The organism is Bradyrhizobium sp. OAE829, assembly GCF_040546575.1.
Lineage (GTDB): Bacteria > Pseudomonadota > Alphaproteobacteria > Rhizobiales > Xanthobacteraceae > Bradyrhizobium.
In genome coordinates, this window is sequence record NZ_JBEPOE010000001.1 from 3,997,244 (window position 1) to 4,023,066 (window position 25,823).

26 protein-coding genes and 1 pseudogene are annotated in these 25,823 nt (G+C 63.2%); 8 read left to right on the forward strand and 19 right to left on the reverse strand.

Going from position 1 to position 25,823, the window contains the following annotated elements; all coding sequences use genetic code 11:
* Window positions 1-149 precede the first annotated feature (149 nt).
* The 9 genes and pseudogenes from ABIE49_RS19360 to ABIE49_RS19400 all read right to left on the reverse strand — a co-directional run.
* Window positions 150-473, reverse strand: a complete 324-nt coding sequence (locus ABIE49_RS19360; protein WP_192735701.1) for a PilZ domain-containing protein — start codon at window positions 471-473, stop codon at window positions 150-152.
* A gap of 3 nt (window positions 474-476) precedes the next feature.
* Window positions 477-1,337, reverse strand: a complete 861-nt coding sequence (locus ABIE49_RS19365) for a CheR family methyltransferase (RefSeq protein ID WP_192735702.1) — start codon at window positions 1,335-1,337, stop codon at window positions 477-479.
* 32 nt (window positions 1,338-1,369) lie between these two features.
* Window positions 1,370-1,759, reverse strand: a complete 390-nt coding sequence (locus tag ABIE49_RS19370) for a response regulator (RefSeq protein WP_192735703.1) — start codon at window positions 1,757-1,759, stop codon at window positions 1,370-1,372.
* Window positions 1,760-1,785: 26 nt separating this feature from the next.
* Window positions 1,786-2,256 carry a chemotaxis protein CheW gene (locus tag ABIE49_RS19375; protein WP_192735704.1) on the reverse strand — a complete coding sequence of 157 codons (471 nt, stop codon included), beginning with the start codon at window positions 2,254-2,256 and terminating at the stop codon, window positions 1,786-1,788.
* Between the two features lie 12 nt (window positions 2,257-2,268).
* Window positions 2,269-5,052 carry a hybrid sensor histidine kinase/response regulator gene (locus tag ABIE49_RS19380; protein WP_354066886.1) on the reverse strand — a complete coding sequence of 928 codons (2,784 nt, stop codon included), beginning with the start codon at window positions 5,050-5,052 and terminating at the stop codon, window positions 2,269-2,271.
* A gap of 270 nt (window positions 5,053-5,322) precedes the next feature.
* A complete protein-coding gene (gene flbT, locus ABIE49_RS19385; protein ID WP_192740890.1) occupies window positions 5,323-5,703 on the reverse strand; it encodes a flagellar biosynthesis repressor FlbT in 381 nt (126 codons plus the stop codon).
* 166 nt (window positions 5,704-5,869) lie between these two features.
* Entirely contained in the window at window positions 5,870-7,864 is a 1,995-nt protein-coding gene (locus ABIE49_RS19390; protein WP_354066887.1) for a flagellin N-terminal helical domain-containing protein, read from the reverse strand.
* Window positions 7,865-8,218: 354 nt separating this feature from the next.
* Window positions 8,219-8,635 carry a response regulator gene (locus ABIE49_RS19395; protein WP_192740570.1) on the reverse strand — a complete coding sequence of 139 codons (417 nt, stop codon included), beginning with the start codon at window positions 8,633-8,635 and terminating at the stop codon, window positions 8,219-8,221.
* A 231-nt stretch (window positions 8,636-8,866) separates the two neighbouring features.
* A pseudogene (locus ABIE49_RS19400) lies at window positions 8,867-9,242 on the reverse strand (response regulator); the annotation flags it as partial.
* A gap of 781 nt (window positions 9,243-10,023) precedes the next feature.
* Between ABIE49_RS19400 and ABIE49_RS19405 the strand changes: the two are divergent.
* The 3 genes from ABIE49_RS19405 (at window position 10,024) to ABIE49_RS19415 (ending at window position 11,932) form a co-directional block, all read left to right on the forward strand.
* A complete protein-coding gene (locus ABIE49_RS19405) occupies window positions 10,024-10,749 on the forward strand; it encodes a Crp/Fnr family transcriptional regulator (protein ID WP_192740569.1) in 726 nt (241 codons plus the stop codon).
* A gap of 297 nt (window positions 10,750-11,046) precedes the next feature.
* A complete protein-coding gene (locus ABIE49_RS19410) occupies window positions 11,047-11,439 on the forward strand; it encodes a response regulator (RefSeq protein WP_192740568.1) in 393 nt (130 codons plus the stop codon).
* 247 nt (window positions 11,440-11,686) lie between these two features.
* Window positions 11,687-11,932 (forward strand): hypothetical protein, encoded by a 246-nt coding sequence (locus ABIE49_RS19415; protein ID WP_192740567.1) that lies wholly within the window; start codon window positions 11,687-11,689, stop codon window positions 11,930-11,932.
* 176 nt (window positions 11,933-12,108) lie between these two features.
* On the opposite strand, the gene ABIE49_RS19420 is transcribed toward ABIE49_RS19415, so the two are convergent.
* The 4 genes from ABIE49_RS19420 to ABIE49_RS19435 form a co-directional block, all read right to left on the reverse strand.
* Window positions 12,109-12,729, reverse strand: coding sequence for a helix-turn-helix domain-containing protein (locus tag ABIE49_RS19420; protein WP_192740566.1), 621 nt, complete (start codon window positions 12,727-12,729; stop codon window positions 12,109-12,111).
* Between the two features lie 217 nt (window positions 12,730-12,946).
* Window positions 12,947-13,417 carry a hypothetical protein gene (locus ABIE49_RS19425; RefSeq protein WP_192740565.1) on the reverse strand — a complete coding sequence of 157 codons (471 nt, stop codon included), beginning with the start codon at window positions 13,415-13,417 and terminating at the stop codon, window positions 12,947-12,949.
* A gap of 68 nt (window positions 13,418-13,485) precedes the next feature.
* Window positions 13,486-13,692 carry a hypothetical protein gene (locus ABIE49_RS19430; protein ID WP_192740564.1) on the reverse strand — a complete coding sequence of 69 codons (207 nt, stop codon included), beginning with the start codon at window positions 13,690-13,692 and terminating at the stop codon, window positions 13,486-13,488.
* 110 nt (window positions 13,693-13,802) lie between these two features.
* Window positions 13,803-14,807 (reverse strand): glycoside hydrolase family 3 N-terminal domain-containing protein, encoded by a 1,005-nt coding sequence (locus ABIE49_RS19435; RefSeq protein ID WP_192740563.1) that lies wholly within the window; start codon window positions 14,805-14,807, stop codon window positions 13,803-13,805.
* 226 nt (window positions 14,808-15,033) lie between these two features.
* Between ABIE49_RS19435 and ABIE49_RS19440 the strand changes: the two genes are divergently transcribed.
* The 5 genes from ABIE49_RS19440 to ABIE49_RS19460 all read left to right on the forward strand — a co-directional run bounded on the left by ABIE49_RS19440 (window position 15,034) and on the right by ABIE49_RS19460 (window position 19,272).
* The gene (locus ABIE49_RS19440) at window positions 15,034-16,056 is read left to right on the forward strand and encodes an LLM class flavin-dependent oxidoreductase (protein WP_192740574.1); all 1,023 of its coding nucleotides are present in this window, start codon (window positions 15,034-15,036) and stop codon (window positions 16,054-16,056) included.
* A 186-nt stretch (window positions 16,057-16,242) separates the two neighbouring features.
* On the forward strand, window positions 16,243-16,725 hold the full coding sequence (gene greA, locus ABIE49_RS19445) for a transcription elongation factor GreA (protein WP_192740562.1): 483 nt from the start codon (window positions 16,243-16,245) through the stop codon (window positions 16,723-16,725).
* Window positions 16,712-17,980 (forward strand): serine hydrolase, encoded by a 1,269-nt coding sequence (locus ABIE49_RS19450; protein WP_354066888.1) that lies wholly within the window; start codon window positions 16,712-16,714, stop codon window positions 17,978-17,980. The genes greA and ABIE49_RS19450 overlap by 14 nt, the downstream gene beginning before the upstream one ends.
* Before the next feature lie 138 nt (window positions 17,981-18,118).
* Entirely contained in the window at window positions 18,119-18,676 is a 558-nt protein-coding gene (locus ABIE49_RS19455; protein WP_354066889.1) for a thiamine pyrophosphate-binding protein, read from the forward strand.
* Window positions 18,673-19,272, forward strand: a complete 600-nt coding sequence (locus tag ABIE49_RS19460) for a thiamine pyrophosphate-dependent enzyme (RefSeq protein WP_192740561.1) — start codon at window positions 18,673-18,675, stop codon at window positions 19,270-19,272. The genes ABIE49_RS19455 and ABIE49_RS19460 overlap by 4 nt, the downstream gene beginning before the upstream one ends.
* Window positions 19,273-19,383: 111 nt before the next feature.
* On the opposite strand, the gene ABIE49_RS19465 is transcribed toward ABIE49_RS19460, so the two are convergent.
* The 6 genes from ABIE49_RS19465 to ABIE49_RS19490 are packed head-to-tail and all read right to left on the reverse strand — an operon-like array spanning window position 19,384 to window position 25,823.
* Window positions 19,384-20,982, reverse strand: coding sequence for an isochorismatase family protein (locus ABIE49_RS19465; RefSeq protein WP_192740560.1), 1,599 nt, complete (start codon window positions 20,980-20,982; stop codon window positions 19,384-19,386).
* 22 nt (window positions 20,983-21,004) lie between these two features.
* Window positions 21,005-21,853 carry an MBL fold metallo-hydrolase gene (locus ABIE49_RS19470; protein ID WP_192740559.1) on the reverse strand — a complete coding sequence of 283 codons (849 nt, stop codon included), beginning with the start codon at window positions 21,851-21,853 and terminating at the stop codon, window positions 21,005-21,007.
* Between the two features lie 40 nt (window positions 21,854-21,893).
* Window positions 21,894-22,793 carry an amidohydrolase family protein gene (locus ABIE49_RS19475; protein ID WP_192740558.1) on the reverse strand — a complete coding sequence of 300 codons (900 nt, stop codon included), beginning with the start codon at window positions 22,791-22,793 and terminating at the stop codon, window positions 21,894-21,896.
* Window positions 22,790-23,908, reverse strand: a complete 1,119-nt coding sequence (locus ABIE49_RS19480; RefSeq protein ID WP_192740557.1) for a vWA domain-containing protein — start codon at window positions 23,906-23,908, stop codon at window positions 22,790-22,792. Before ABIE49_RS19480 ends, ABIE49_RS19475 begins: the two co-directional genes overlap by 4 nt.
* Window positions 23,905-24,786, reverse strand: a complete 882-nt coding sequence (locus ABIE49_RS19485) for an AAA family ATPase (protein ID WP_192740556.1) — start codon at window positions 24,784-24,786, stop codon at window positions 23,905-23,907. Before ABIE49_RS19485 ends, ABIE49_RS19480 begins: the two co-directional genes overlap by 4 nt.
* 11 nt (window positions 24,787-24,797) lie before the next feature.
* Entirely contained in the window at window positions 24,798-25,823 is a 1,026-nt protein-coding gene (locus ABIE49_RS19490) for a xanthine dehydrogenase family protein molybdopterin-binding subunit (RefSeq protein ID WP_249119764.1), read from the reverse strand.

Consider the following 25,823-nt stretch of genomic DNA (forward strand, 5'->3'; position numbering starts at 1 on the left):
CAATACGGCCATCTGAAAATTGAAGACATCGAACCGGCCAGCCTGTGGGGCGGGCGTTTGCCGCCATCCCGTGCCGGGACGTTGCTCCGGCTTTTCCACAATGGGCGATTTCACCGCCTGACCGGCGGTTCGGTGCGGAAGCTAACCGCTCAGGACATCATCTCATCGGACTTCGACGTCGCGCCCGGTCGCTTCTTGGCGTGCTTGCCCCTCAGGAAATGAATATCCATGTCCGTGCCGTTGACGCGCACCAATTCGCAGCGGCGATAGGCGAGCCCGGTCGACGACAGCAGCAGAAAGAACTCCTTGAGGTTGAGGCCTTGAATGGAGCCTTCCACGGTCAACGTGGCGTCGGTATCGGAGATCGAGTTGAGTTGGCAATCCCGGCGCCAGGTTCCGTCAATCGCCATGATGCAGACGTCGTAACCCCGGCTGAACGTGACGCGCTCGGCTGCCTTGCTCTCTTCCGACATTCCTCAACGCCCCGCCATTGCCGCGATTTTCGGCATCGCTGCCGTTGCCGCACGCGCGGCGTTCGGCCGATAGAGCCCGCGCTTGTCCGGAAATGGCTTGAAGACATCGGTCAAGCCTACCACCGTCTCCGCCGCGCCCAGCACCAGGAAGCCGTCCGCTTCCATCGACTTGGCAAGACGGCCGAAGATGTTGATCTTGGTGTCCTGATCGAAATAGATCAGAACGTTGCGGCAGAAGATGACGTCGAACATTCCGAGCTGCGAAAAATCGTGCAGCAGATTGAGTTGCCGGTGCTGCACCATGGCGCGGATGTCGGCATTGATCTGCCAGAGCTCGCCGTTCTGCTTGAAATATTTGACCAGCATCTGGATCGGCAGGCCGCGCTGGACCTCGAACTGGCTGTAGATGCCGGCCTTGGATTTCTCGAGCACTTCCTGGGAGAGATCGGTCGCGATGATTTCAACCCGCCATCCGGCAAGTGCCGCACTCATTTCCTTCAAGGACATGGCCAGCGAATACGGCTCCTGCCCGGTCGAACCGGCGGCGCACCAGATCCGGATGCTCTTGCGGGCCGCTCGTGCCTTCAGCACCTCGGGCATGATCGAATCGCGGAAATGATCGAACGGCACCTTGTCGCGGAAAAAGAAGGTCTCGTTGGTGGTCATGGCTTCGACCACCTGGGCGACAATCGCTGGCGCGCCGCCCTTCATTTTCTGCACGAGTTCGCTGATGCCGGCGAGGCCGCATTTGCGCGACAGCGGCAGCAGGCGGCTTTCGATCAGGTACTGTTTGTCTGCGGACAGGTCGAGACCGGAATGATCCTTCAGGAGCTTACGCAGATACTCATAGTCTGGCGGGGTCACGGGTGGCCTCTCAACGGCAAGCGGAAAAGGATTTAGACGGGTGTCGGTTCGGTGACTTCGATCAAGCCGACTTCCTTGAACTTGTCGGCGACGATGTCCTTGTCGAACGGCTTCATGATGTATTCGTTGGCGCCGGCATTCAGCGCACGCGAGATATGATCCATGCCGTTTTCGGTGGTGCAGAACACCACCTTGGGCACATCGCCGCCGGGCAATCGGCGCAGATGGCCGAGGAATTCATAGCCGTCCATCACGGGCATGTTCCAGTCGAGCAGGACGGCATCCGGCATGGCGCGCTTGCAGACCTCGAGCGCCTTCTCGCCGTCCTCAGCCTCGGTAATCTCAAAGCCCATCTCTTCCAGGATGCGACGCCCGATTTTGCGAACGACGCTGGAATCATCGACAACAAGACATGTTTTCATTTTTCGACCTCCTTATGCCGATCGTTCTATGCTGCGAGTGTGGTGGGCACGATTTCGAGGACGCGATCGACATCGAGGACGACCATGAGCTGGCCGTCGAGGCGGTGGACGCCGCCAGCGAGCTTGGCCATGCGGGGATCGAGATTGACGGGGTTTTCCTCGCGGCTGTCGTCGGGCAGCCGGAGCACCTCGCCGATCTGGTCGATCAAGAGGCCGTAGGATTCGCCGCGCAGGTCGACGCCAACCGCCATCGGCGGCTTGCCGTCGTCGTTTTTGGGCAGCCCGAGCCGGGCGCGCATATCGACGACCGTGACGATGCGGCCGCGCAGGTTGAGCACGCCGGCGATCTCGGCCGAGGACAGCGGAACGCGGGTCAGCCGCTCCGGCATGAACACGTCCTGGACGCGGGAAATCGGCAGGCCGAACAGCTGCCCGCCGATCAATGCGGTGACGTATTCGACCACGGTGCCTTCGATGGTGTCGGTCTTGGTTGTCATGATGTCTTGCCTTTATGCCGCGCGCCGGGTTTCGCCAGCGGTCTGTTCCTTCAGCGCCGCGATCAGGCCCGGACGGTCGAACTTGGCGACGTAATCGTGGAAGCCGGCCTGCCGCCCGCGCTCGATCGCCGCCGGAGAGACCATCGAGGACAGCGCGATGATCGGCATTGCGCTTAAGTGCTGGTCGGCCCGGATCGTCTCGGCAAACTCGAACCCGTTCATGTCGGGCATCTCGATGTCGGTCAGCACCACATCAAAAGTCTGGCCCGAGCGCAGCGCGGTGAGGCCTTCCTGCGCATTGGGGGCAACCCGCACCCGGTAGCCGGCGGCTTTGAGCACCGGCGCCAGCATGTTGCGGAAGAAGGCTGAGTCGTCGACCAAGAGCACCGATTGCGCCGATACCGAGGGGCGCATCTCCTTGCGCGAGAACCAGTCGGCAAACGCCATGGGCAAGAAATGGCCGACGTCGATCACTTCGGTGGCCTGGCCCTTGATCACGGCCGAACCCAGAATGCCCTCACTGGAGCCGGCGACTTCGATGTGCAGCCGCTCCTCGACGATGTCGATGATCTCGTCGACCACCAGCCCCATCGAGCGGCCGTCGTCGGCGAACACCAGGATCGGCTGGGCGCCCGAGGTCTGGACGTTGACCCCGTTCATCTGCACCAGCGGCATCAGCTGCTCGCGGTACTGCACCATGTAGCGGCCGTTACTGAGTTCGATCTTGTCGGTGGCGATCTCCTCCAGCCGGGTGACGAGGCCGAGCGGCACCGCCTTGGGCTGGGTCGAGCCGGCGCGGAACACCAAGAGCGAGGTCAGCTGTTCGCCGGTGTTGGCGTGGGCCGCCGCGTTCTCGTCCGCCATCCCCTGGGCGGAGGAGCCGGCGGCGCCGAGCGCCTTGGCAAAGCCGTTGGGGTCGATGATCATGATCACGGCGCCATCGCCCAGGATGGTGTTGCCGGAGAACATGTCGATGTGACGCAGTTTTGTCGACATCGGCTTGACCACGATTTCTTCGGTGTGGAACACGCCGTCGACCACGATGCCGAAGGTCTGGCTGCCGACTTGCGTGACCACGATAAAACCGTTCTCGGGGTCGGAGGAGGAGCCGTCGTCGATCTTGAGCAGCTTCTTCAGGTGCATCAGCGGCAGCAGCTTGTTGCGCAGCCTTAAGACCGCGGTGTCCTTGATGCGCTCGATGCGGTGTTCGGAGTTGGCGCGGGCGCGGACCAGCTCGACCACAGACAATTGGGGTATCGCAAAGCGGTCGCCGCCGGCTTCCACGATCAGGGCCGAGACGATGGCCAGCGTCAGCGGGATCTTGATGGTGACGGAAGAGCCCTCGCCGGCCACCGACTTGATGTCGATGGTGCCGCCGATCTGGTCGATATTGGTGCGCACCACGTCCATGCCGACGCCGCGGCCGGAGACCGAGGTGACGGTGGCGGCGGTGGAGAAGCCCGGCGCGAAGATGAACTTGTGGATCTGGGCTTCGGTCATCTTCTCCAGTTCAGCCTCGGAGACGAGCCCGTTCTGCAGTGCCTTGGCCTTGATCCGCTCGGTGTTCAACCCGCGGCCATTGTCGGCGATGCAGATGATGATGTGGCCGCCCTCGTGATAGGCGGACAGGCGAATGGTGCCCTGCTCGGGCTTGCCGGAGGCGGCCCGCTCGGCCGGGGTCTCGAGGCCATGATCGGCGGAGTTGCGCACCATGTGGGTGAGCGGGTCCTTGATCAGGTCCAGCACCTGGCGGTCGAGCTCGGTGTCGGCGCCGTGCATCTCGAGTTCGATCTGCTTGCCGAGTTCGCCGCTTAGGTCGCGGACGATCCTTGGCAGCTTCTGCCAGGCATTGCCTATCGGCTGCATCCGCGTCTTCATGACGCCTTCCTGCAGTTCGGCGGTGACGTTGGAGAGGCGCTGCAGCGGCACCTTGAACTCGGTGTCCTCGTTGCGGCGGGAGATCTCCAAGAGCTGGTTGCGGGTCAGCACCAGCTCGGAGACCATGGTCATCAAATGTTCCAGCGTGTCCACGTTGACGCGGATCGACTGGTTGGCGATCTTGTCGGCTTCCTGGACGTCGCCGACATCGGCGGCGGCTGCCGCCTTTCGGGCCGGCTTTGCCTTGGGCTCCGCTTTGGCTTCAACCTTGGATTCCTTGGCGACTTCCGGCGCCGGTGCGGGAGCTACTGCCTTGGGAGCAGCTGCGGGCGCGGGTACGACTTCGATCTCGGTCTCGCGGAAGGCGCGTTCGAGATCGTCGAGCGAGACTTCGCCCGGACGCAGCGGCCGTTCCAGCACCTGCTCGACCAGCGTGCCCATGGCAACCTCTTGTGTCTTCGCGGGCTGTATGGGGGGCGCGACTACGACCGGCGCCGGCGCTTCCACGGAGACGGCTTCGGCCTCAGCGTGCGCATCGTGCGCCCCGCCTTCCGCCAACAGATGCAGCTTCTCGATCAGGTCCTCGTCGCTGCCTTCCGGCTCGTTCTCGGTGGCTTCGAGACCTGCGAGGATCTCCTTGATGCGATCGATCGAGGACAGGATCAGCGTGACGGCGCCGGCGGTGACCGGCATGCCGTCGCGGAATTTGCCCATCAGGGTCTCGCCGGCATGGGCCAGCGCTTCCAGCCTCGGCAGGCCGAGGAAGCCGCAGGTGCCCTTGATCGTGTGCACCAGGCGAAAGATGTTATCCAGAATCTTCGCGTCGCTCGGATCCTGCTCGAACCGCACCAGCTGATTGTCGACCGTATCCAGGCTCTCGTTGGTCTCTGTCAGGAATTCCCGCAAAAGATCATCCATCAGAGCCTGCCCCTCAACTATCGATGTAACGGTCGTCTGTTAGGCATACCCTTTTGGATTTCACGACCACGTTAATTTCACTGTCCGTGCAACTACGGATAACCCCAATAAATTGTCGTAAAATGCGGCGCAGATAGCGCGATGGTGTCGGCAAAACGCCGTTAGCCGACGCGTCAAAATCCGAGCCGATACTTTCGCAAAAAATCTGTCTGATGATTGTTCGATGAGCAAACGGACGCATCTTGCGTCGCGCGGCAAAACCGACGCGGATCAAGCGGCCAGCCGTGCGTCCTCACGCTTGGTCAGTTTCCGGATTTCCTTGAGCGCCTTGTAGAGCGCGCCGCTGGAAATGTGCGCGTTGATGGCATCGATCGCCAGGCGATCGCCGGGACTGCTGTTGCGCAGATCGCGCAGGAAGCCCTGATACGCAGGCAGGTATTTCGGAATATCGCTCTTCAGATACATGGTCTGGACGCAGAGATAGAGCCGCTTGGCGGGTGTATTGGCGGTCTCGGCGGTGACGGTGTCGCGCTCGCGAAGTATCGGCGCCTCGCCGTCGATCAGGAACGACGTGCGAGTGCCGGAATTGATGAGAACGGTTTCGCCGATCACGATCCGCTCAAACGGTTTCAACTCGACGCGTAACGGCACAATCTGCTCCAGTTCGAAGACGTGCGGGTATTGCCCGCGACGTTTGCGAAACTTCTTTCGAGAAGATGCGCGGCGAATACGCCGCCATCCGGGATTCAGGAATTTGGATTCGATGGTGGCGGCGGGGTTTTCCCCGCCGCCTTGATCGTTGTCTTCGCAGCCGAACTTAGCGGAGCAGCTGGAGCACGCTCTGCTGGCTCTGGTTGGCCAGCGCCAGCGCGGACACCGCGATCGACTGGCGGGTCGACAGCGCCTGGCTGTTCGCCGCTTCCTCGTTGGTGTCGGCCAGCGTCAGGTTCGACGAGCCGGTCTGCAGCACGTTGATCAGGTTCTTGTTGAAGTCCTGACGGATCTGCACGATCGACAGGTTCGAACCGAAGGCCGAAGCCTGCGAGCGCAGCGTGGACGACGCGCCGTTCAGCGAGGTCACGATCTCGTTGATCGCAGCGTTGTCCTTGAAGGCGCCCGAGCTCAGGGCATCAAGGCCGAGGCCGGCCGGGTTAAAGTTGACGCCCTGGATGCTCAGCGTCGACTTGCCGGTTTCGTTGAAGGTCAGCTTCAGAGTGTCACCGCCGAGCAGGTTGACGCCGTTGAAGGACGCGTCCTGCGCGGTGGTGGTGATCTGATTGATGATGTTGTTGTACTGGGTGACCAAATTGTCGCGGGTCAGCTTGGCCGCCGCGTCGACGACCGGAGCCGGCGCCGTGGTGCCGGCAGCGAACGCCTGGCCAGCGCCAACCGCGGTACCCGAGATCGCACCGATCGTGGCCGACGCCGCTTCGTTGGTCGTGGTGATCGACAGTTTGCCGGACACGAACGTGGCCTGCAAATTGTTGGCCGCGAGAGCATCGTTCAGCTGATTGAGCGAGCTGATGCGGCCAGCACCCGCACCGAACACGATGTCGGTGGCAGTGCCGCCGCCCGTCGCACCGATCTGCAGGGTCGCGCCGTCCAGAACGCCCGGGTTTTGCGTACGGGCCTGCGTCACGCCGCCGGCCAGGCCGAGCGCGCTGAGAGCTGCGGCATTGCTGCCGGTGATCGCCAGGTCGCTCAGCGTGCCGGTGTTCAGCGTGATCACGCCGCCGGTGATGGTCGAGGGCGTCGACGAACCGGTCAGGCCGTCGATCTTCGCCAGCAGGCCGGTGACGTCGCTGTCGACCTTGATCGTGTTCGGATCGCTGCCGACCGTGTTCGCCGCCACGAAGGTCAGCGTCTTGCCGTTGACGGTGAGGGTGTCACCGACCGCAAAGCCGTTCGACAACGAAGCTGCCGAGCCGTCGCCGACGTTCAGCTTGGTGGTGCCGGCCAAGGTACCAGCCGTCACGGCGCCACCGCCACGAGCGCCAACGCTCTGGTTCGCATTGCTGATGCCGAGCTTGGCGAGCGCTGTGCCGCTCACGGCGAGGTTGGAAGCCGTACCGGTGTGCAGGGTGATGACGCCGCCCGTTGCCGTCGAGGCACTGGACGTATTGCCCGACAGGGTGTCGATCGCCGCAACCAAAGAGTCGAGCGTGGTATCGACGCCCATCGTATAGGCGTTGCCGGTCCCGACGAGGCCATTCGCGCCGGCTTGGAAGGTGATCGTCTTGCCATTGACAATCAGCGTGTCGGCAGCAGCGACCGCAGTGGTGAGGGCGAGGTTCGACAGAAGCGAAGAACCGGTCGCGTTGCCCACCGGGGCGGCCGTCGTGAGCTGGGTGCCCGCGGTCAGCGTCGTGCTGGTATACGCAGCGCGCTGCGGAGCCGAAGTACCGACGAACGCGGCGCTGACCGGATCCTGAGCGGCGACGAGATTGTCGGCCGTTGCGCCCGCGATATCGACGGAGGTGAACGCCGACTTGGTCGAGAAACCAACCGTGGTCTGCAGCGCCTGATTGGCGACGGACTTGGCGGAGTCGACGAGCTTCTGCAGCGAGGTGATGCCGGTGTTGGCGGACTGCAGGACCTGCACGCCGTTGCCGATGCTGTCGAGGAGATTGTTGATGTCGCCGGCGCGGCTATCGAGCGAGGCGGCGGTGAAATAGTTGGTCGGATTGTCGAGCGCCGAGTTGACCTTCTTACCGGTCGAAAGGCGGGACTGCGTGGTCGCGAGCAGATCGGCGGTCGACTGCAGCGAGAGAAGGTTCTGGCGAACCGACGACGAGAGAACAATACCTGACATGACTCATATCCTTCTGGATGAACGCTGTTGACGCAACGCCGCAACTTTCATTCGGCGTCCGTGCCACACTGGTCTCGCAGCGCTACCCAGTGGTTAACTTGCATGTCCGTACGACTACGCGACGGCGGAAAAAGTCGCGGCTTCATCATTTATGGTAAACAGATTCTTACCGACGCGGACGGCGGCAGTGTCGCGACGATCGCGTGCGGCTCGCTTCCGCGAGCAAGAGTGATCGCAGAGTTCTGCATTCACGGTGATCAAGCCGCCGGCAAGCGCCAGGGCGGCACCAATCGAACCGACACTACGGCAAAGATAATGTCGGACCGCGTCCGAAGGCGGCGATAGCCTGGATCGCTATCTCGACTCGGCGACGCCCGCATAGCGCGACCGCGCTTCGGCAAGGCATTCATTAATCACCGTTACCAGCGCCGCCGGCGTAAACGGCTTGCGCAAACAGCGCGCCGCGCCGAGTTCGAGCGCCATTCGCAGAAAGTCCGGTGCCGGCGCGTCGAGATTGGCAAACGCGTATCCCGACATCGCGACCAGCGGAACCGCCGGCGCGCGCTCGTGGAAGATCCGGATCGATTCGAAACCACGCATATGCGGCATGAAGATATCGACGATCATCAGGTCGAAGCTGGAATCTTCGAGAGCGCGAAGCCCGGCTTCGCCGCCGGCGGCAATCGTCACTTCGAAGCCGTGACGCTCCAGATAGATCTCAATGGCCATGCACACCATCGGATCGTCGTCGACAACGAGTACCCGTGTCATTCCAGCCCCCCGAAGCAGATTATCTGTCTTCAATCGCTCCCCAGTCGCAATACGAGCGCAACCGCCGCCCTTTTCTGGTTCGACGCGAAGTTGTTACGTCTTGCTGGCAGCTCAGCCCGCAGCGATCCTCTCTTTCGAAGTATTCGACGATGCCGTTGCACCCCGCTGTTCCGAGGGCGCGGCTGTGACGGCGGCAAGGGTGACGGCGTATCTTCGGTGCGGCTCGGCTTCCGACAGACATTCGTCGATCACGCTGAGCAATGTCGCTGGCCGGAACGGTTTGTGGAGGCACCTGGTCGCACCGAGGCTGAGAGCCATTTTTAGGCAAGCAACATTGTCCGTTTCCGGGCCGGAGAACGCGTAACCGGAAATTGCGATCAACGGTACTGTCGGGGCGCGCTGGTGAAATATCCTGATCGCGCTCAAAACCGCGCATGTTCGGCATGAAAACATCGACGATCATCAGGTCGAAAGTTGCGTCATCGAGTGCCGCGAGGCCGTTAGGACCGCCGTCCGCGATCGCGACCCTGAAACCGCACTGCTTGAGCCAGGCGCGTATCGCAAGGCGGGTATGAAGGTCGTCATCGACAACCAGAATACGACGCATGACGGCCTCCTCCGCCGTATCGGACGCGCTGCAAGAGACACATAAAGACAAGCCCCGCCCGACAGCACGCGCCTCGCCAAGCACCCTCAACAGCGCATCAAGGCATTCCCGAGCAGTTTTGCCTTGCGAATCAGAGCACTATTCGTAATTCCGTCGTAAATCGCCGGGTCTGTCTGCCCTCCACAGTGTATAGGGTGGGTTCCACAACCCTTGAGCAAGCTCGGGGCTATTCCGCCACGCCGCGGCATCGCTGACGCGAGACCGTTCAAGTCCCGCGTTGGGCCAGGATTGAGAGTGCGGGCGCAGCCCTCCCAATCGACCGTTACCGGCTCTGCCCACCGCAGAGTTCCAGTCCCTGGCTGTAACTTGAGACCGTCGAACCGGTCCGAGGGGCGGTCCCGAGCAAGGCCGGCACGCCTCGGCCGCAGGGTCGAGCTGCCCCGCAGTGGGTCGTTGCAGCGGGTGGTCAGCCTTTCCGAGGGTCAGACGCTGGAGGTCGCAACGGTGGGCCGCGACAGCCTTGTCGGCGTCCGTGGTCCTCGATGCCGGGCGACGCCACGGCCTCCATTCTCAGGGCCGAGCGCCTTCGGACGGCCACCAGACGAAGTGGCGCCAACCGATCCAAGGCAGCAGCAAAGTGCGGCTATTTGCCGATATTTCCCGCCGGCGATTCATGGCAAGATGAACGGGCATTTTTGACGGCGCATTTGACGGCGCATATTGCATATTTTTGGTGCCTGGCACCCTGAGACCGGCTTTGACCGTAAGGCAGGAGACTGCTTTGGATTCAGCCCCTCGTTCCCCGAATGGATTTTTGTCCTCGCTGACTGCGGACGATTTTGAACTGATCCGCCCGCATTTGCGCTCCGCCGACCTCACCCAGGATCTGGTGCTGGTGGAAGTCGACGAGACGCTGAAGCGCGCCTACCTGCCGCACCGAGGCGTGATCTCGCTGGTGGTCAAGCTCGCGCGAGGCGAGCACGTTCAGATCGCGATGGTCGGCCGCGACAGCATCTTCGGCGCATTCTCCGCCCTCGGCGATCCAACCGCGCTGAACAGCGCGCTGGTGCTGGTCCCCGGCGTGGCCTCGACGATCGACCTCGATCAGCTTCGGGCGGCGGCCGACCAAAGCGCGACGCTCCGCACGTTGCTGGCCCGGCACGGATTAGCGGTCTACGCGCAAATCCAGCAGACTGCGGGCTGCAACGCCTCGCACACGGTAGAGTCCCGGCTGGCGCGCTGCCTGTTGCATACCCGCGACCTGTCCGGCAGCGACAAGCTCGTGCTGACCCAGGAAGCGATGGCGCAGATGATCGGCGCGCGCCGCAACAGCGTATCGCTGGTGGCCAACACGCTGCAGCAGGCGAATTTCATCCATTACAGCCGCGGACATATCGAGATCACCAATCTGGACGGCCTGATCAGGACCTCCTGCGAGTGCTACGCGACGGTCAAGACCCAGTACGACCGCCTGCTGCATCCGCGCATCCATTGCGCGGCAGCGTGACCCTTGGCCGCCGTCCATGGGGGGGCGGGTGCCCGAACCCATTGATAGGCGCCGGCCCGGCGATGCGCGTGAAGATTGCGCCCTGCGATCCGGCCAGCGGGAACTCACCGTATAATTACGGCCGGCTTGGCATTTGCCCGGGATTTATTCGGCCGGGAATTAACGCGCTGTTCAATGACCCCTGATACTTGTCACGGTGCTGACGGGTGCAGGTTCGGGAAAGAGCATCGAGACGATTTCGAATGCCACGCGAGTTCACCCGTGTTCGGCGGTTTGCTAGCTGCGCGGAGTAAATACATGGCTTTTGATTTGTCGATGCCGATCCTGGTGGTCGATGACTACAGCACCATGATCCGCATCATCCGCAACCTCCTCAAGCAGCTCGGATTCGAGAACGTCGACGATGCCAGCGACGGCTCGGCGGCGCTCGCCAAGATGCAGGGCAAGCGATACGGTCTCGTGATCTCCGACTGGAACATGGAGCCGATGACGGGCTACGACCTGCTGAAAGAAGTCCGCGCGAGCCCGGAATTCTCAAACACGCCCTTCATCATGATAACCGCGGAATCGAAGACGGAGAACGTCATCGCCGCGAAGAAGGCGGGCGTCAGCAACTACATCGTCAAGCCGTTCAACGCGGCGACGCTGAAGACCAAGATGGAAGCCGTATTCCCCAGCGCGGCTGAATAGCATCGCGCCCGGGCGCGCTGCGTCAGGCTGAAGGCCGCCATCGATCGCCGCCTCGTCCTCTATCCTCACGGCCATCAGACGCGAAGCGGATCGGCGAACGCCGAGGCTGCATCCGACCGGTCTTGCGGTGTCCGGACGGGACGGCCCCGCGCGCCGCACACGCGGCTTGCCGTACTACTACGGTTTACGATTTTCACAGACGGATAACGTTGAATCGCGATAGTCGCGTGGACCAAGGAGCCCCCTCATGTTCACGTTCGAAACGAGCGATCAGAAAGAAGTGCGGCGCTTTCGTATCGCCCAGTTCAACGGCAGAACCGCAACCTTCCGCTCGGCCGGCTCGGCCGTCACCGGCCACGTTCGATCGATCGTGGAAAACAAGTCGAGTGTTCCGGCGGCCTGGGTGATCACCATCATCCCGGAAGAGCCAAAACCTGTTATCGCGACCCGGCCCGCGCCCCGCATGCGCTCTTTCGCGGAAGACCTCTGCTGAGCGGCAACCTGGCGCGATCTCCTCGGAAAACCGGCTCCCGCTGTTCCGGACCACGCTCTGGTCCGGCCTCGTCGGCCCTGTCGCGATTACAATCGGCCTTTGTGAACCTGCAGCATGGCGGCGCTTTCACTGCAGGCGCAGTGCGCTTCGCCTTCATTCTGAAGCAAATGAAATAATCAGGCTGGCTGCAACAACGCCTTGCGGACGAGATCCGCGGTGTTGCGGGCGCCGAGCTTGCGCATCGCTTCGGCGCGATGGCTCTCGAACGTCCTCGGGCTGATGTTCATCCGCAAGGCGCCCTGCTTGTTGGAGCAACCTTCACTGATCAGGCTCAGCACCTCGCGCTCGCGCTTGGTCAGCGGCTTCTGGCCGGACTCCGAGGCGAACATCAGCCCCGGTGTGCGACCGCCATCCTTGGTGCGGCTGGCCTGGCTCTCCCGCCCCTGCTTGCGATCGGATTCGGAAGCAAAGGAGGGATGCTTGTCCGACATCTGCTTCACCACGACACAGACGCGTTCGAGCTGTTGAACCGCGTTGTCCACGACCTGTTGCAGGTAAACGCGATTGCCGGGCGCCTCGGAGAACTGGTGGCTGTGCTGCTTGATCTCGTTCATGTAGAGCAGCAGCGCCGTCAGCGGTCCGTTCAACTGGCGAGCGATCGAAGCTTCCGCTTCTTCCGTTGCGCGAGCGCGCGCGACGGATAATTGGACGATTTCAAGATTGCTCTCGAGAGGCGTGACGGTTTCCATCCACTGCGGAAAGTGCGAATCACCGGCTCGATGGTCTTGCTGCGACATATAACTAATTTATCGATTCCATTGCCGCCAGTGGTTAATTTTTTAACCAGTAAGAATACGGGGAACCGGCAAAGTGGGCCAGAAACTGAACCAACGCGATGATTTTTGGCCTTCAATTGAGGGAGTATTATGCCGTTAGATCAAGACTCCGTAGTTTTACGGCCCGTAGAAATGCGTTGGCCCCGCGCCTGATCCCTCATAAAGAGTATTTGTTTCTCTAATGCACCCAATTTGATTCGTTATGGTCCCGTCCGCCGGACTGTTTAAACCAGGTAGCCACGCGGCAAAGCAACAAACCGCGTGTGATGGACCTCAGCGGCAATTCGCAGGCGCGGCTTCGATGAAGTAACTCGTCGCTGTTTCCGTTAAGCGACGGATCGGACGTAACCTCGACGCGGATCAGTTGCGCGGGAGCCTCAGGAACTTTTCGAGGAAGCGTCCCGAGGCAACGAGCCTGAACCACCAGTATGCTATCCGCCGCGTTGTCATGCGCCGTCGTTAACGCCGGTGCCGGCAACAGCGTGTGAATTGCTTCACAAAGAGCCGTAGAAACACTGTGATCGCAGGCGACCACGGCTTCACCGATTTGCGAGGTGCAGGTCCCGGTGGCCGCGCGATGACCGACGCGCGACTTCAATAATAACGAAATCAGGAAAAGGCGGACGGCGATGGCGACATCGCCGCGCACGACAACGCGATGCGGGCGCGCGCCAACCGTCCAAACAAACAGCCGTCCAAATGAAGAATGGCGGCGGATCAGCCAAGCCGGCTGATCTGCTCCTCGGTCACGACGCGCTCGACGTTCTCGGTCTTGCTCTTGATGCGGTAGCGCGGGCGGCCGTCGGCCTCGATCGGCAGGCAGGTGACGATGGTGTAGATGCTGCGTTCCTTGACGGTGGCGCGGCCCTGCGGCCCCTGCAGCTGGTGGTGCACGTCGTCATTGATTGCGTAATTGTGGGCCATCGCCTGTCTTCCCGTTGGAAAAAAGGCTTGTAGTCTCAACGGCCTCGCAAGGCAACCCGCCATTGGCAGGGAACCGGCGCGCCGGTACGCATAGCAGCCTCCAGGGGCCGTCAGGCCGCCAAAAGCGCCTTTCGCCGCCCTACCCGGGCGATCGATTCCTTAACGGCGGAACCCGTTAACGTCCCATCGCCCACGGATTGCTCGACGGATTGCGCGATGGCGGCCATTTCCAGCTCCTGATCGAACAAATTGTTCCCGATGCAGAGCATGTCGATACCGGCCTTCAGCGATTGAAGGCTGGCTTGCCGCGTGCCCAACGCCTTCTGCAGCCCCTGCATCTGCATGTCGTCGGTGATCAGGAGCGTATCGGGAAGCCGCCGGCGCAACCGGGCAAGGCCCGCGGCAGACAGGGTCATCGGATTGTCGCGGTCCCATTGCCTGACGATGGCGTGGCTGACCAGCACGGCATCGCCGAACATTTTTGGCGCCAGCGAATAGAACAGCTCTTCCTGTTCGGTGCGCAAACTGTCGGAAATGTCCATGAACTCCTGATGCGAGTCCACCACCGCGCCGCCGATGCCGGGGAAATGCTTCAGGCAAAGCCCGATGCCCGTCTCGCGCGCGACCTCGCTCACCAGCAGCGCATTGGCCTCCACCTCGCCGATATCGGCGGACCAGGAACGCTTGATCTTGCCGATGTTCGGATTGTCGGGGTTGTAATCGACGTCGATGACGGGCGCGAAGTCGTAGTGAATGCCGAGGCGGCGCATTTCGGCGAAACTGGCGGCAAGTACTTCCCGCTTCTCGCTCAAAGCGAGATGGTTGAATTCCTTCGGGCTCGGGAGCGGCTTGAACCCCCGGCTCTCCTTGAGCCGCCGCACCAGCCCGCCCTCCTGGTCGATGAACACCATCGGCTGCGACGGTAGCTGCGAAATCTCTTCACAGAGACGCTGCACCTGCTCCGGCGATTCGATGTTGTTGTCGTACTTTTGCGTCTGGCAGGAATAGTCGAACAGGATCACGCCGCCCAGGCCGTAATTGGCCGCAAATTCCCGCAGCCATGCCGGGATGGTTTTGCCGAAGAAGCCGAGGATGAAGAGTTCGCCGACGGGCATGCTGGCAGTCCTGATCACCGATCCTGCGCGCCGCAAAAAGAAAAATTTCAAGGGCCTACTGGCCTTGTGCTGTAATCCGTAGCATCCAGGGACACTTTCGGTCCAGCCTGCGATCTGGCACTTCCATCGTTGTTCACCGAGCCGCTGTTCTTGGACGCTCCGTGCAAGGGCAGTCCCACTCACAGTGAGCGGTGGCAAATCGGCAGGGAGAGCCTAGATGACCCGCATGAAAAGCATCGGATTCCTTTCGTTCGGGCACTGGACGCCCTCTTCGCAATCGCAGACCCGCTCGGCGGCGGACACGCTGCTGCAATCGATCGATCTGGCCGTCGCGGCTGAGGAATTGGGCGCCGACGGCGCCTATTTTCGCGTTCATCACTTCGCCCGCCAACTCGCCTCGCCTTTCCCGTTGCTGGCCGCGGTCGGCGCGAGAACCAACAGCATCGAGATCGGCACGGCGGTCATCGACATGCGCTATGAGAACCCGCTCTACATGGTGGAAGACGCCGGCGCGGCCGATCTCATCTCGGGCGGGCGCCTGCAACTTGGAATTAGCCGAGGATCGCCCGAGCAGGTCATCGATGGATGGCGGTATTTCGGCTATCAACCGGCCGAGGGCGAGACCGATGCCGACATGGGCCGGCGCCATGCCGAGGTCTTTCTTGACGCGCTGCGCGGCCATGGCTTCGCGCAGCCCAATCCACGTCCGATGTTTCCAAATCCGCCAGGATTGCTGCGTCTTGAACCGCATTCCCAAGGATTGCGGGATCGCATCTGGTGGGGAGCCAGCTCGAACGCCACGGCAATATGGGCAGCGAAGCTGGGCATGAACCTGCAGAGTTCGACGCTCAAGAACGACGAAACCGGCGAGGCTTTCCACATCCAGCAGGCCGCCCAGATCAGGGCCTATCGCTCGGCGTGGAAGGAGGCAGGCCATGCGCGCGAGCCACGGGTGTCCGTCAGCCGCAGCATCATCGCCATCATGGATGATCGTGATCGCGCCTACTTCGGCCGCGGTGGAGACGCGGATGACCAGATCGGCTTTATCTCTCCGGAGACGCAGGCGATCTTCGGCCGCAGCTATGCGGCAGAGCCTGATGTCCTGATTGAGCAGCTCAGGAAGGACGAGGCGATCAATGAGGCCGACACGTTACTGTTGACCGTCCCTAACCAGCTCGGCGTGGCCTACAATGCCCATGTCATTGAATCGATTCTGACGCACGTGGCGCCCGCGCTCGGGTGGCGCTGAGGGCTCCTGCGATGTTTCCATGGCTGGCATCCGCTTCGCGCCAGCATCGAGCGGCCTCCAGAAGAGGCGGTACCCCAAAAGAGGCAACCAGGTTCCATCCGCTCCGCGATATGTGATACGCAAAAACCGCCGAGCGTTGTGTTACAATTCCATCTCCTGGCATATCCCACTCGAAAGGAGGCCGAGTTGAGCGTTGCCTTCACCAAGGAAGACAGTGCCGAAACCGCATCGGAGACGCTGCTCCCCGACCGCCCGATCTCTCCCCATCCGAACCTGGTTACGGAAGCGGGATTGAAGGCGCTCGAGTTTCAACTGCAACAGGCTCGCGAGGCGTACGAGACGGCGCAGCAGGTCGAAGACGTCAACGAGCGGCGGCGGCAAGCCGCAACCCCGTTGCGCGATGCGCGCTATTTTGCGGCGAGAGTTCGGACGGCCCAGCTAATCACCCCTCCTGCGTCCACTGATACCGTTGCTTTCGGGAGCACGGTGACCTTCAGGCGCGAGGATGGGCGCGTGCAGAAATATCATATCGTGGGAGAGGACGAAGCGGACCCCAAGGCCGGCTCGATTTCCTTCGTGTCTCCGGTGGCAAGGTCCCTGATGGGCAAAGCTGTCGGCGATGTCGCCGGCGTATCCGGTCACGAGCTCGAGATCATTGCGATCTCCTGAGCCTAAGGAATTCGACAACTCACAGCAAGTTGACGGCCGCTTCCCGATAAGCGCCGGAATCGCGCGGGTAAAAAGGTCCATCGGCGTCAACGAGACGATGCTCATAATGGTGACAAGCTCCGCGCGCTGTTGGCGACATCGTCGATCGACGGGCCTGATCATTTTTACCGTCCTGCTGCTCGTGCTGGCGGGCGGGTCGGTTGCGGATATCGGCATGGACGCCAAAATTCAGCACGTCGTCACGGCCTATTTGGCGCCGGAGACCGTGGGGAAGCCGGGCGGTCTCGCCGTGGCCGTCTACGCTGCGGGTCACACCGATTTTTTCAACTACGGCGTCGCCGACGAAGCGACAGGGCAGCCGATCACATCAGACACGTTGTTCAACGTAGCGTCAGTGCGCAAACCGTTTGAGGCAATCCTTGTCGCGCTGGGTACGCTTCGCGGCGAACTCCGTCTCGATGACCCCGTGAGCAGGTATGTCCCCGAGCTGGGCGGCGACTACATCAAAAGCGTGACGATCGGTGAACTGGCAACGCATACGTCCGGACTCCTGCTGCCGACCGATCATCCGCCATGGCCGAACGATTCGTTTACGCTGCCGCAGTTCTTCGAGGCGCTCAACGCATGGACGCCGCAATCAGGCGAGCAGCCGGGCAAGCAGCGCATCTACACACATGCGGGGTATGTGCTGCTGCAGCTCGCGCTCGAACGTCGCTACGGTCGACCGATAGGTGAACTTATCGAGGCGCGTATCCTGAAACCGCTCGGCATGAACCAGACGTTCCTTCCCGCGCGCGGGCCAGACCGTCGCGCCATCATGGCTCCGGAGCTGATGAAACGCGTCGTGCAGGGCTACGCCGAGACGGGCATGGCGATTGGTCCACCTGGAGATCAGCAGACTTATTACGATTTCCCCGGGACTGGCCAGATGTTCACCTCGGCGCGCGACGTGGCCACCTTTCTGGCTGCCTTCATCGATGGCGAGGCAATCGATCCGCAGTTGCGGCAAGCGTTGCAGATGACGCAGCGCGAGGCATTTCGCGTGACCGAGAAGTTTGGACAGGCGATGGCCTGGGAAAACATCCACTTGAACGACGTGGTCGTCGTCGACAAGCCGGGCGGACTTAATAACGCAACAGCCTATGTCGGCCTCGTGCCGGCACACAAAGCCGGCATTGTCCTGCTCGCCAACCGCGGCGAGTTTCCACATGAGATCGCTCGCTACCACGTGCTGCCGGAGTTGGCGCGAGAATAGCGACGCGCCGGATATGGCGGTGCAGCGAGCCGGGCTGGCGCGACCGGCTGTTTTTCAATTTTGCATACCTTCTCATCGAAACGGCGTCGTACTATCCCGGCAACGCGTGTCGCGATCGAGAAAAGGGGGAGCTGCTCCGTGGCGGATCTGCAGAAGAAAGAGCCGGTCGCACTGCCGACCTGGCCCGACGAAGTGTACCGCGTCCTCAAGGACGCTGACGTGCGCCAGGTCGGAATGGTGCCGGATGCGGGCCACAGCCGCCTCATCCGCGCATTCGAGGCGGATCCCCAAGCCCGCGTCATCACCCTGACCACCGAAGAGGAAGGGATCGCCATGCTGGCGGGTGCCTGGCTCGGCGGAGAACGGGGCGTCCTGCTGCTGCAATCGAGCGGCGTCGGCAACTGCATCAACATGCTGTCGCTGCCGATGATCTGCCGCATGCCGCTCTTGATGCTGGTGACGATGCGCGGCGAATGGGGGGAGTTCAACCCGTGGCAGGTCCCGATGGGCCAGGGCACCAAAGCCGTGCTCGAGGCTATGGGTGTGATCGTAACGCGCGCCGATGAGCCGCATCTGGTCGCTTCGACCGTTTCCGGCGCGGCCAACCTTGCCTTCAACACCTGGCGGCCCGCCGCCGTCCTGATCGGACAGCGCGTGCTCGGTGCCAAGAATTTCAAGGAGCTTGCCCGCAAATGAACGTTCCCAACGAACTGCTGCATCGCCGCGACGTCGTCAATGAATTGCTGCGCGATCGCAGCGATCTCCTGGTCGTTGCCGGGCTCGGCGCCCCCAACTGGGATATCTCGGCCGCGGGCGACAGCCCGAACAACTTCCCGCTCTGGGGCGCGATGGGCGCGGCCGCCATGATGGGCTTTGGTCTCGCCATCGCGCAGCCCAAGCGCCGGGTGCTCGTCATCACCGGCGACGGCGAACTGCTGATGAGCCTCGGCGCGCTTGCCACGATCGCCGTCCAGAACCCGCCGAATCTCACCATTGCCGTGCTGGATAACGAGCGCTTCGGCGAGACTGGAATGCAGAAGACCCACACGGCAGCCGGCGTCGATCTCGCCGGGATCGCAACGGCCGCCGGCTTCAGGACATCGCGGATCGTCAGGACCATGGCTGAAGTTACCGAGATCCGCGATCTCGCACACCACGGCAACGGGCCCGTCTTCGCGCAGGTCAAGATCAATCCAGAAGCGCTTTACTTCGTGCTGCCGCCGGCCGACGGCGGCATCCTCACCACCCGCTTCAGGCAATCGGTTCTCGGCGACGGCTCGCTCTATAATTGACGCAAGAATTCCCAAGCGCACACCGATTAGCGACGCAGGATGGTCTGAACGGTAAGACGCGGAGCATGCGCGACCTCGCGACGGCGAGGCCCGGCAGCTTGCCACCCTCGATCAGGACATCGCGGCGATCAGATCGTCGGCGCGGGTCACCATCGCCACGTTCTGGATCGCGTAGTTCACTGCGGCAATGTGCCATTCGGCGTTCATCGTCGAGCAGCAATCCTCCGGCACGATCATGTAGAACCCTTTGTCCGCGCCGGTGCGGGCGGTGTGCTCGATCGACATATTGGTCCAGGCGCCGGTGACGATGACGAAATCGCGTCCGGCCGCCTTCAGCATGGCCTCCAGCCTCGTGCCCTCCCAGGCGCTCATCCGCATCTTCTCGACCACCTGGTCACCTGCGTGCGGCTCCAGCCCCGGCACCGGCGCAACGCCCCAGGTGCCGCGCACCAGTGCTTTTGCGTCGATCAACCCTTCGAACAGCGGTGCATTCGCGGTCACGCCGGGAGCGCCCGGCTCCACCACGAACCAGACGTGAATCACCATGACGCCGCGCGCACGCGCGGCCTCCGCGAGCCGCTTCGCGTTGGCGATGGCGTTCTGTTCGCGGCAATGCGCCGGCGAGCCTGATGACGCAAAGGCGCCGCCGTCCATCACGACGTCGTTCTGCATGTCCTGAATGATCAGCGCGCAGCGCGTCGGATCGACCGCGTAGCCCGGCTCTGCGAGCTGGGCTGCGGGCCGATTGACGGTGGCCACCGGAGCCGGTGCCGGCCGGGCTGCGGCCGGCGCGTTCTGGCCGGCGCGCATATAGGGCTCATTGCGCGGTCCGACCTTCACCGGCACCGCATAGACCGAATGCGTCGCGGTGATGTAGAGCGTGCGCCAATCCGGCCCGCCCCAGGTCAGATTGCTGACCAGTTCGGGAATGCGCAGCTTGCCGATCAATCTGCCGTCCGGCGCGTAGACCCAGATTCCGCCCGGCGCCGACACCCAGACATTGCCGAGCGCGTCGCATTTCATGCCATCAGGCACGCCGGGCTCGGTAGCCGAGACGATGTTGGAGGCGAACACCCGCCCGTTACCAAGACCTCCACCGGCATCGACGTCGAACACGCGGATCAGATGCTTGACGGTATCGTTGACGTAGAGCCGCTGCTCATCCGGCGAAAAGCACAGCCCGTTCGGCTGATCGAACAGATAGCGGTCGACCAGCAATTGCGGCTCGCCGCCGCGTGGCGGCACGCGATAGACGCCCTGGAAGCCGAGCTGGCGCGGCCGTTCGACGCCGTAGACCGGCATCCGGCCGTACCACGGGTCCGAGAAATAGATCGCGCCGTCGGACTTCACGCAGACGTCGTTCGGCGAATTCAGCTCCAGCCCGTCGAAATGCGACGCCAAAATCTCGCGCCGGCCGTCGGGGCGTTCGCGCACCAGCGTGGAGGTGGCATGCTCGCAGACGATCAGGTTCAGCCCGGCATCATAGGTCATGCCGTTGCACTTGTTGGACGGACGCATCGCCTCGCGAACGCCCTGCCCGTCGAGCCGGCGGCGCACGTCGCCCGGCATATCGGAAAACAGCAAATCATGCGCCTTCGGGTGCCAGACCGGACCTTCCGTGAACTGGAATCCGGTGCCGGCCTGCCGCACCGGCGCCCACAGGTCGATCAGTTCGGCAAAGGATGGCCGCAGCGCGATATGCGTGGTCATCGCCGGTCTCCGAAGCCGCCGCTCACGCTGCAAACCAATTGCGTGACGGCAGCGATTGCACGGTCGGTCCCGGCACCGCCATGTCGAGCCGCGCCACGACCTGGCCGTGCTCGATCTTCGCCGGCTTGTCATGCACCGGCAGCAGGAAGCGCGAACCGGAAAGCAGCCGCTTGATCGCCGCCTTCTCCTCGCGCTTGGTGTTGCCGTGGTTGCCAGTGGTGCGCGGCTCGTTGTGATGCAGTTCGTGGAAGGGATTCACGATCTGGTCGTTGAAATCATAGATCACGTCGCCGCATATGGTGGCGCGGCCCTCGGCGGTCTCGACATGGATGTTCATCGAGCCCTCGGTGTGAGCGCCCGCCGCATCGACGGTGACACCGGGGCAGACCTCGATCGGGCCGGACAGTTCGAGATCTTCCAGCCGCAGCGCGTGGCGGGTGTGCAGCCGGTCGATCAGGTGCTTGATGTCAGGCGCGGGATATTGCGGATGCATCAGGCCCGACACCGAATATTCCAGTTCGCGCCGGTTCAGCAGCACCGTCGTGTTCATCGGGAACAACTCGTCCTTGCCGGCGTGGTCGATGTGGAGATGGGTGTGCATGACGTAGCGCACATCGCCCATCCGCATGCCATGCCTGGCGAGCTGGTTCTCGATCATGTTCTCATGGTGCTGCAGACCGCGCATGCCGAGGCTTTCCATGATCTGGTTGTGCCGATAGCCGGTATCGACCACCATCGGCCACGGCCCACCGAGGATCAGGAAGCCGTATGTGTATACCCGCCTGGTGCGCCCGCAATCACGTCCCAGCACGAGGAAGCTGGATTCAAGTTCGATGTCGCCGTAGTCCAGGATCTTGATTTCGAGCGCCATGTGATTTTTTCCCCTCGTTGAATCCTGTTGTTTTCTGAAATCAGGCCAGCCGGTAGATGCCGGCGGCGGTATCGTGAAAGATCGCTTGCTGGTCCGCGGCGGACAGCGACTGCGTCGCAGCGCGATAGGCATCGAACAACGCTTCGTAGCGAGTCCAGAGCTTTTCGATCGGAAAGTTCGAGCCGAACATGCAGCGTCCGGCACCGAACAGCCGCACGGTTTCGCCGACCACGAAACCGATATGCGCCGGGTCGTTGCGATGCAGGAAGGTGCCGAGGCCGGACAGTTTTGATACGACGTTGGACCGCTGCGCCAGCAGCGTCATGCCGGAACGCCAGGCTTCAAGGCCGGTCGGCGACAAATCCTCCAGCATGCCGGCATGCTGCAGGACGAAATTGACGCCGGGACAGGCATCGGCAAGCTCGGCCGCACCGGCCATTTGCGGCGCGAAAACCTGCAGATCGAAGGCCCAGCCGTATTCGCTCAACCGCGCGATGTTGCGACGGAGCGTCGGATCGCGTGCCAGATCCGGAACCGAAGCGAAGCGGTATTGCGGATTGTCGTGCCAGTGCAGCTGCATCCTGACGCCGCGCACCAGCGGGAACGCCGCCAGTTGCTCCAGTTGCGACCGCACATCCTCCGCGGTGAAATCCGCATAGGCGACGATGGCGTGCGGCCAGCCGGTTTCCCGAGCGGCGTCGCTGACATAGCGGACCTCATCGAGAAAGCGCGCCGGTGCCCAGTTCGCCTGCACGTAAACCGATCGCGTGACGCCCGCGGCGGAAACATCCGCCAGATATTCCGCGATAGTGTAGTCGCGGCGGATCGGCTCATAGGGCCCGAAGATCCGCGGCTGCATCGGACCGAGCAACCAGGGCAGATCCTGCTGCCGCCAGATGTGATGATGCGCATCGACGCAGCCGGGCGCAGGCTTAGTCATCTGATGGCCCTCCGTCGTGAGAGATCGAGAACATGCCGGCACAGCCGCTCCGTCGTCGCGCCATTGGCGACGCTGTCGAGCAGCGGCAGCACCGCGCGCAATGCTGTGGTCTCCGGGCGATAATCGGCCGCGGCGGCAAGCGGCGTCAGCCAGTCGATCCGCCAGGCGCGCGCGGCGAGATGGCCGACCGCGCGGATCATCTGCGCCGGATCGCCGCGCTCGAGCCCGTCGGACAGCACCAGCACCAGCGCGCCGCGGGCATAGCCGGCGAAGCGCGGCACCGCGAGGAAGGCGGCCAGCGCATCGCCGATCCGGGTGCCGCCGTCCCAGTCGGCGACGAGGTCGGCTGCGACGGCAAGCGCCTGCTCGCGGTTCTTCAGCCGCAGCGCGCGGGTCAGCCGCGTCAGCCGCGTGCCGAACGTGAACACCTCGACGCGTGGCGCCGCATTGACCAGCGCATGGGCGAAGCGCAGATGCGCGTCGGAGCGCGCTTTCATCGAGCCCGACACGTCGATCAGCAGCAGGATAGCGCGAGGCCGCAATTGGCGTTCGCGGCGGCGCAGCCGGACGAGCTCGCCATCGGTACGGATGGCGTCCCGCAGCGAGCGCTGCAGGTCGAAGCCGCCACCGCGCTTGGCGGAGCGCATCCGATAGCCGCGGCGGCGCGGCAGCTGGGCCGGCAGATGCCGGCTGAAACGCGCCAGCTGCTGGCTCTCATCGTCCGGCCGCAGCGCGCGCCGCGACAGCGCCTCGCTGGAGGTCGCCATCTGCCCGGTTTCGTTTGTCTCGTCCGACAGCGGCGCGTCATATCCGGCGCCCTCGTCCTGAACTTCCAGCTGCTCGTCGCTTTCGGCGACCTGATCGGACAGCACGCCGGCAAGGCCGAGAAAGTGCATGTCGAACAGCATGTCGAAATCGGGTTGCCGCTCGAACGGCGGCGCCAGTGTGGCGACGCCGGCACGGCGGATGTCCTCGATATCGCGCGGGCCCAGCAGTTCGATCGCGCGCAGAAAGGCCAGGCCCTGTTCCGGCGCGACCGGAAAGCCGTTGCGGCGCAGCAGCGCGATGAAGTCCAGCAGCGGCCGGGCCGCGCGCGGCAGAGCTGATAACGTCATGCCGCGATCTCCGCGATGATGGCGTCAAGTCGGGGCGCGATGAAGGCAAGATCCTCTTCGTCCTTCAGCGCCACGCCGATCGCGCGCCGGAACGCGTCCGGCCACGGCGCGCCGGTTTTCGCCAGCAGCGTCGACGCCTCCGCCCAGTCGATCGCTTCGGCGACACCGGGCGGCTTGGTGAGCGGCTCCTGCCGCAACCGCCCGACCGCCGTCACGATCGCGCGCGCGGTGGCCTCGGCGACGGAGGACGAACGCATCATGATGATCCGCGCCTCGCGCTCGGGGTCCGGATAGGCGATGTAGTGATAGACGCAGCGCCGCCGCAGCGCTTCGTGCAGATCGCGGGTGCGGTTCGAGGTCAGGATCACCACCGGGCGTTCATGCGCGCGCAGCGTGCCGCGCTCCGGGATCGAGATCGAGAAGTCCGACAGGAATTCGAGCAGGAACGCCTCGAACTCGGGATCGGAGCGGTCGATTTCGTCGATCAGCAGCACGGTCGATTCCGGCCGGCGCAGCGCCGCCAGCATCGGCCGCTCGATCAGGAAATCGTCACGATAGATGTCGATCGGCTCGTCGCCGGCCTGGCGGATCGCCAGCATCTGGCGCGGGTAGTTCCACTCGTACAGCGCGGCGGCGGAATCAATGCCCTCATAGCATTGCAGCCGGATCAGCTGCCGCCCCATGATTCCGGCGATCGCCTTGGCGGCCTCGGTCTTGCCGACACCCGGCGCGCCTTCCAGCAGCAACGGCTTGCCGAGCGCAAGCGCGAGGTAGCCGGCCGTGGCAAAGCCGTCATCGGCGAGGTAATAGGCCGCGCGCAGCGCTTCGGCGAGCTTCTCCGGCCGATCGATCCCACCAACACTACCGCGCACCGCCATCCCGATGCCCCCTATGCGCGCCGGACTTGCGGCCGCGCGCCGCCCTGCGCCTTCAGCGCACGCAGAATCTTTTCCGGCGTGATCGGCAGCGTATCGATCCGCACGCCGATGGCGTTGAAGATCGCGTTGGCGACCGCCGGCAGCACCGGATTGGCGCACATCTCGCCGGGGCCCTTGCCGCCGAACGGGCCGTCCGGCGCCGGTCGCTCCAGCACCGTGATGTCGTGCGGCGCGATATCGCCGGGGCCGGGCATCAGATATTCGTTGTAGTCGCGGCCACCATGTTCGGGGTTGGGATAATACGGCTCCGGCGTCTCGTAGAGCGCGTGGCTCATGCCCATCCAGGCGCCGCCGACCAGTTGCTGCTCGACCATTTTCGGATTGAGCGCGCGGCCGAGTTCATAGGCGCTGGTCAGCTTGTTGACCTTGACGTCACCGGTTTCGTCGCAGACCTCCAGATCGACGACGAGGCAGGCATGGGCATAGGCGGTGACCGGCGACATCTCCCCGGTTTCCGGATTGACCGTCGAGAGCGGGATCAGAAAGATGCCGCGGCCGGAGATCGTCTTGCCCTGCTTGAACTGCGCCGCCTGCGACGCGGCTTTGACAGTGATCGATTTCGACGCCGCGCCGCGGACGTGGATGTTGCCCTTGCCGTCGGTGACCAGATCGTCGGCGTTGACCTCGAGCTCCTCGGCGGCTGCCTCCAGCAGCACGCCCCGCGCCTCCTTTGCGGCGACGATCACCGCGTTGCCGACGCGATGCGTGCCGCGCGAGGCGAACGAGCCCATGTCGTGCGGACCGGTGTCGCTGTCGGCGGTGTCGACATAGACGTCCTCGATCGGCACGCCCAGCGTCTCCGCCGCGATCTGCCGGCTGACCTGCTTCATGCCCTGCCCGAGATCGATCGCCGACAGCGCCACCGTGAACTTGCCGTCCGGATTGGCATGCACCAGCGCCTGGCTGGGATCGCCGCCGAGATTCATGCCGATCGGGTAGTTGATGGACGCCATTCCACGCCCCTGATGCCGTGCCAT

What these genes read in the sequence shown, in the direction of transcription:
- ABIE49_RS19360 (WP_192735701.1), bottom strand. Translation starts at nt 473, where the DNA reads ATGTCGGAAGAGAGCAAGGCAGCCGAGCGCGTCACGTTCAGCCGGGGT.
- ABIE49_RS19370 (WP_192735703.1), bottom strand. Translation starts at nt 1,759, where the DNA reads ATGAAAACATGTCTTGTTGTCGATGATTCCAGCGTCGTTCGCAAAATC.
- ABIE49_RS19375 (WP_192735704.1), bottom strand. Translation starts at nt 2,256, where the DNA reads ATGACAACCAAGACCGACACCATCGAAGGCACCGTGGTCGAATACGTC.
- ABIE49_RS19380 (WP_354066886.1), bottom strand. Translation starts at nt 5,052, where the DNA reads ATGGATGATCTTTTGCGGGAATTCCTGACAGAGACCAACGAGAGCCTG.
- ABIE49_RS19390 (WP_354066887.1), bottom strand. Translation starts at nt 7,864, where the DNA reads ATGTCAGGTATTGTTCTCTCGTCGTCGGTTCGCCAGAACCTTCTCTCG.
- ABIE49_RS19395 (WP_192740570.1), bottom strand. Translation starts at nt 8,635, where the DNA reads ATGACACGGGTACTCGTTGTCGACGACGATCCGATGGTGTGCATGGCC.
- ABIE49_RS19410 (WP_192740568.1), top strand. Translation starts at nt 11,047, where the DNA reads ATGGCTTTTGATTTGTCGATGCCGATCCTGGTGGTCGATGACTACAGC.
- ABIE49_RS19415 (WP_192740567.1), top strand. Translation starts at nt 11,687, where the DNA reads ATGTTCACGTTCGAAACGAGCGATCAGAAAGAAGTGCGGCGCTTTCGT.
- ABIE49_RS19420 (WP_192740566.1), bottom strand. Translation starts at nt 12,729, where the DNA reads ATGTCGCAGCAAGACCATCGAGCCGGTGATTCGCACTTTCCGCAGTGG.
- ABIE49_RS19430 (WP_192740564.1), bottom strand. Translation starts at nt 13,692, where the DNA reads ATGGCCCACAATTACGCAATCAATGACGACGTGCACCACCAGCTGCAG.
- ABIE49_RS19435 (WP_192740563.1), bottom strand. Translation starts at nt 14,807, where the DNA reads ATGCCCGTCGGCGAACTCTTCATCCTCGGCTTCTTCGGCAAAACCATC.
- ABIE49_RS19440 (WP_192740574.1), top strand. Translation starts at nt 15,034, where the DNA reads ATGAAAAGCATCGGATTCCTTTCGTTCGGGCACTGGACGCCCTCTTCG.
- ABIE49_RS19460 (WP_192740561.1), top strand. Translation starts at nt 18,673, where the DNA reads ATGAACGTTCCCAACGAACTGCTGCATCGCCGCGACGTCGTCAATGAA.
- ABIE49_RS19465 (WP_192740560.1), bottom strand. Translation starts at nt 20,982, where the DNA reads ATGACCACGCATATCGCGCTGCGGCCATCCTTTGCCGAACTGATCGAC.
- ABIE49_RS19470 (WP_192740559.1), bottom strand. Translation starts at nt 21,853, where the DNA reads ATGGCGCTCGAAATCAAGATCCTGGACTACGGCGACATCGAACTTGAA.
- ABIE49_RS19475 (WP_192740558.1), bottom strand. Translation starts at nt 22,793, where the DNA reads ATGACTAAGCCTGCGCCCGGCTGCGTCGATGCGCATCATCACATCTGG.
- ABIE49_RS19480 (WP_192740557.1), bottom strand. Translation starts at nt 23,908, where the DNA reads ATGACGTTATCAGCTCTGCCGCGCGCGGCCCGGCCGCTGCTGGACTTC.
- ABIE49_RS19485 (WP_192740556.1), bottom strand. Translation starts at nt 24,786, where the DNA reads ATGGCGGTGCGCGGTAGTGTTGGTGGGATCGATCGGCCGGAGAAGCTC.
- ABIE49_RS19490 (WP_249119764.1), bottom strand. Translation starts at nt 25,823, where the DNA reads ATGGCACGGCATCAGGGGCGTGGAATGGCGTCCATCAACTACCCGATC.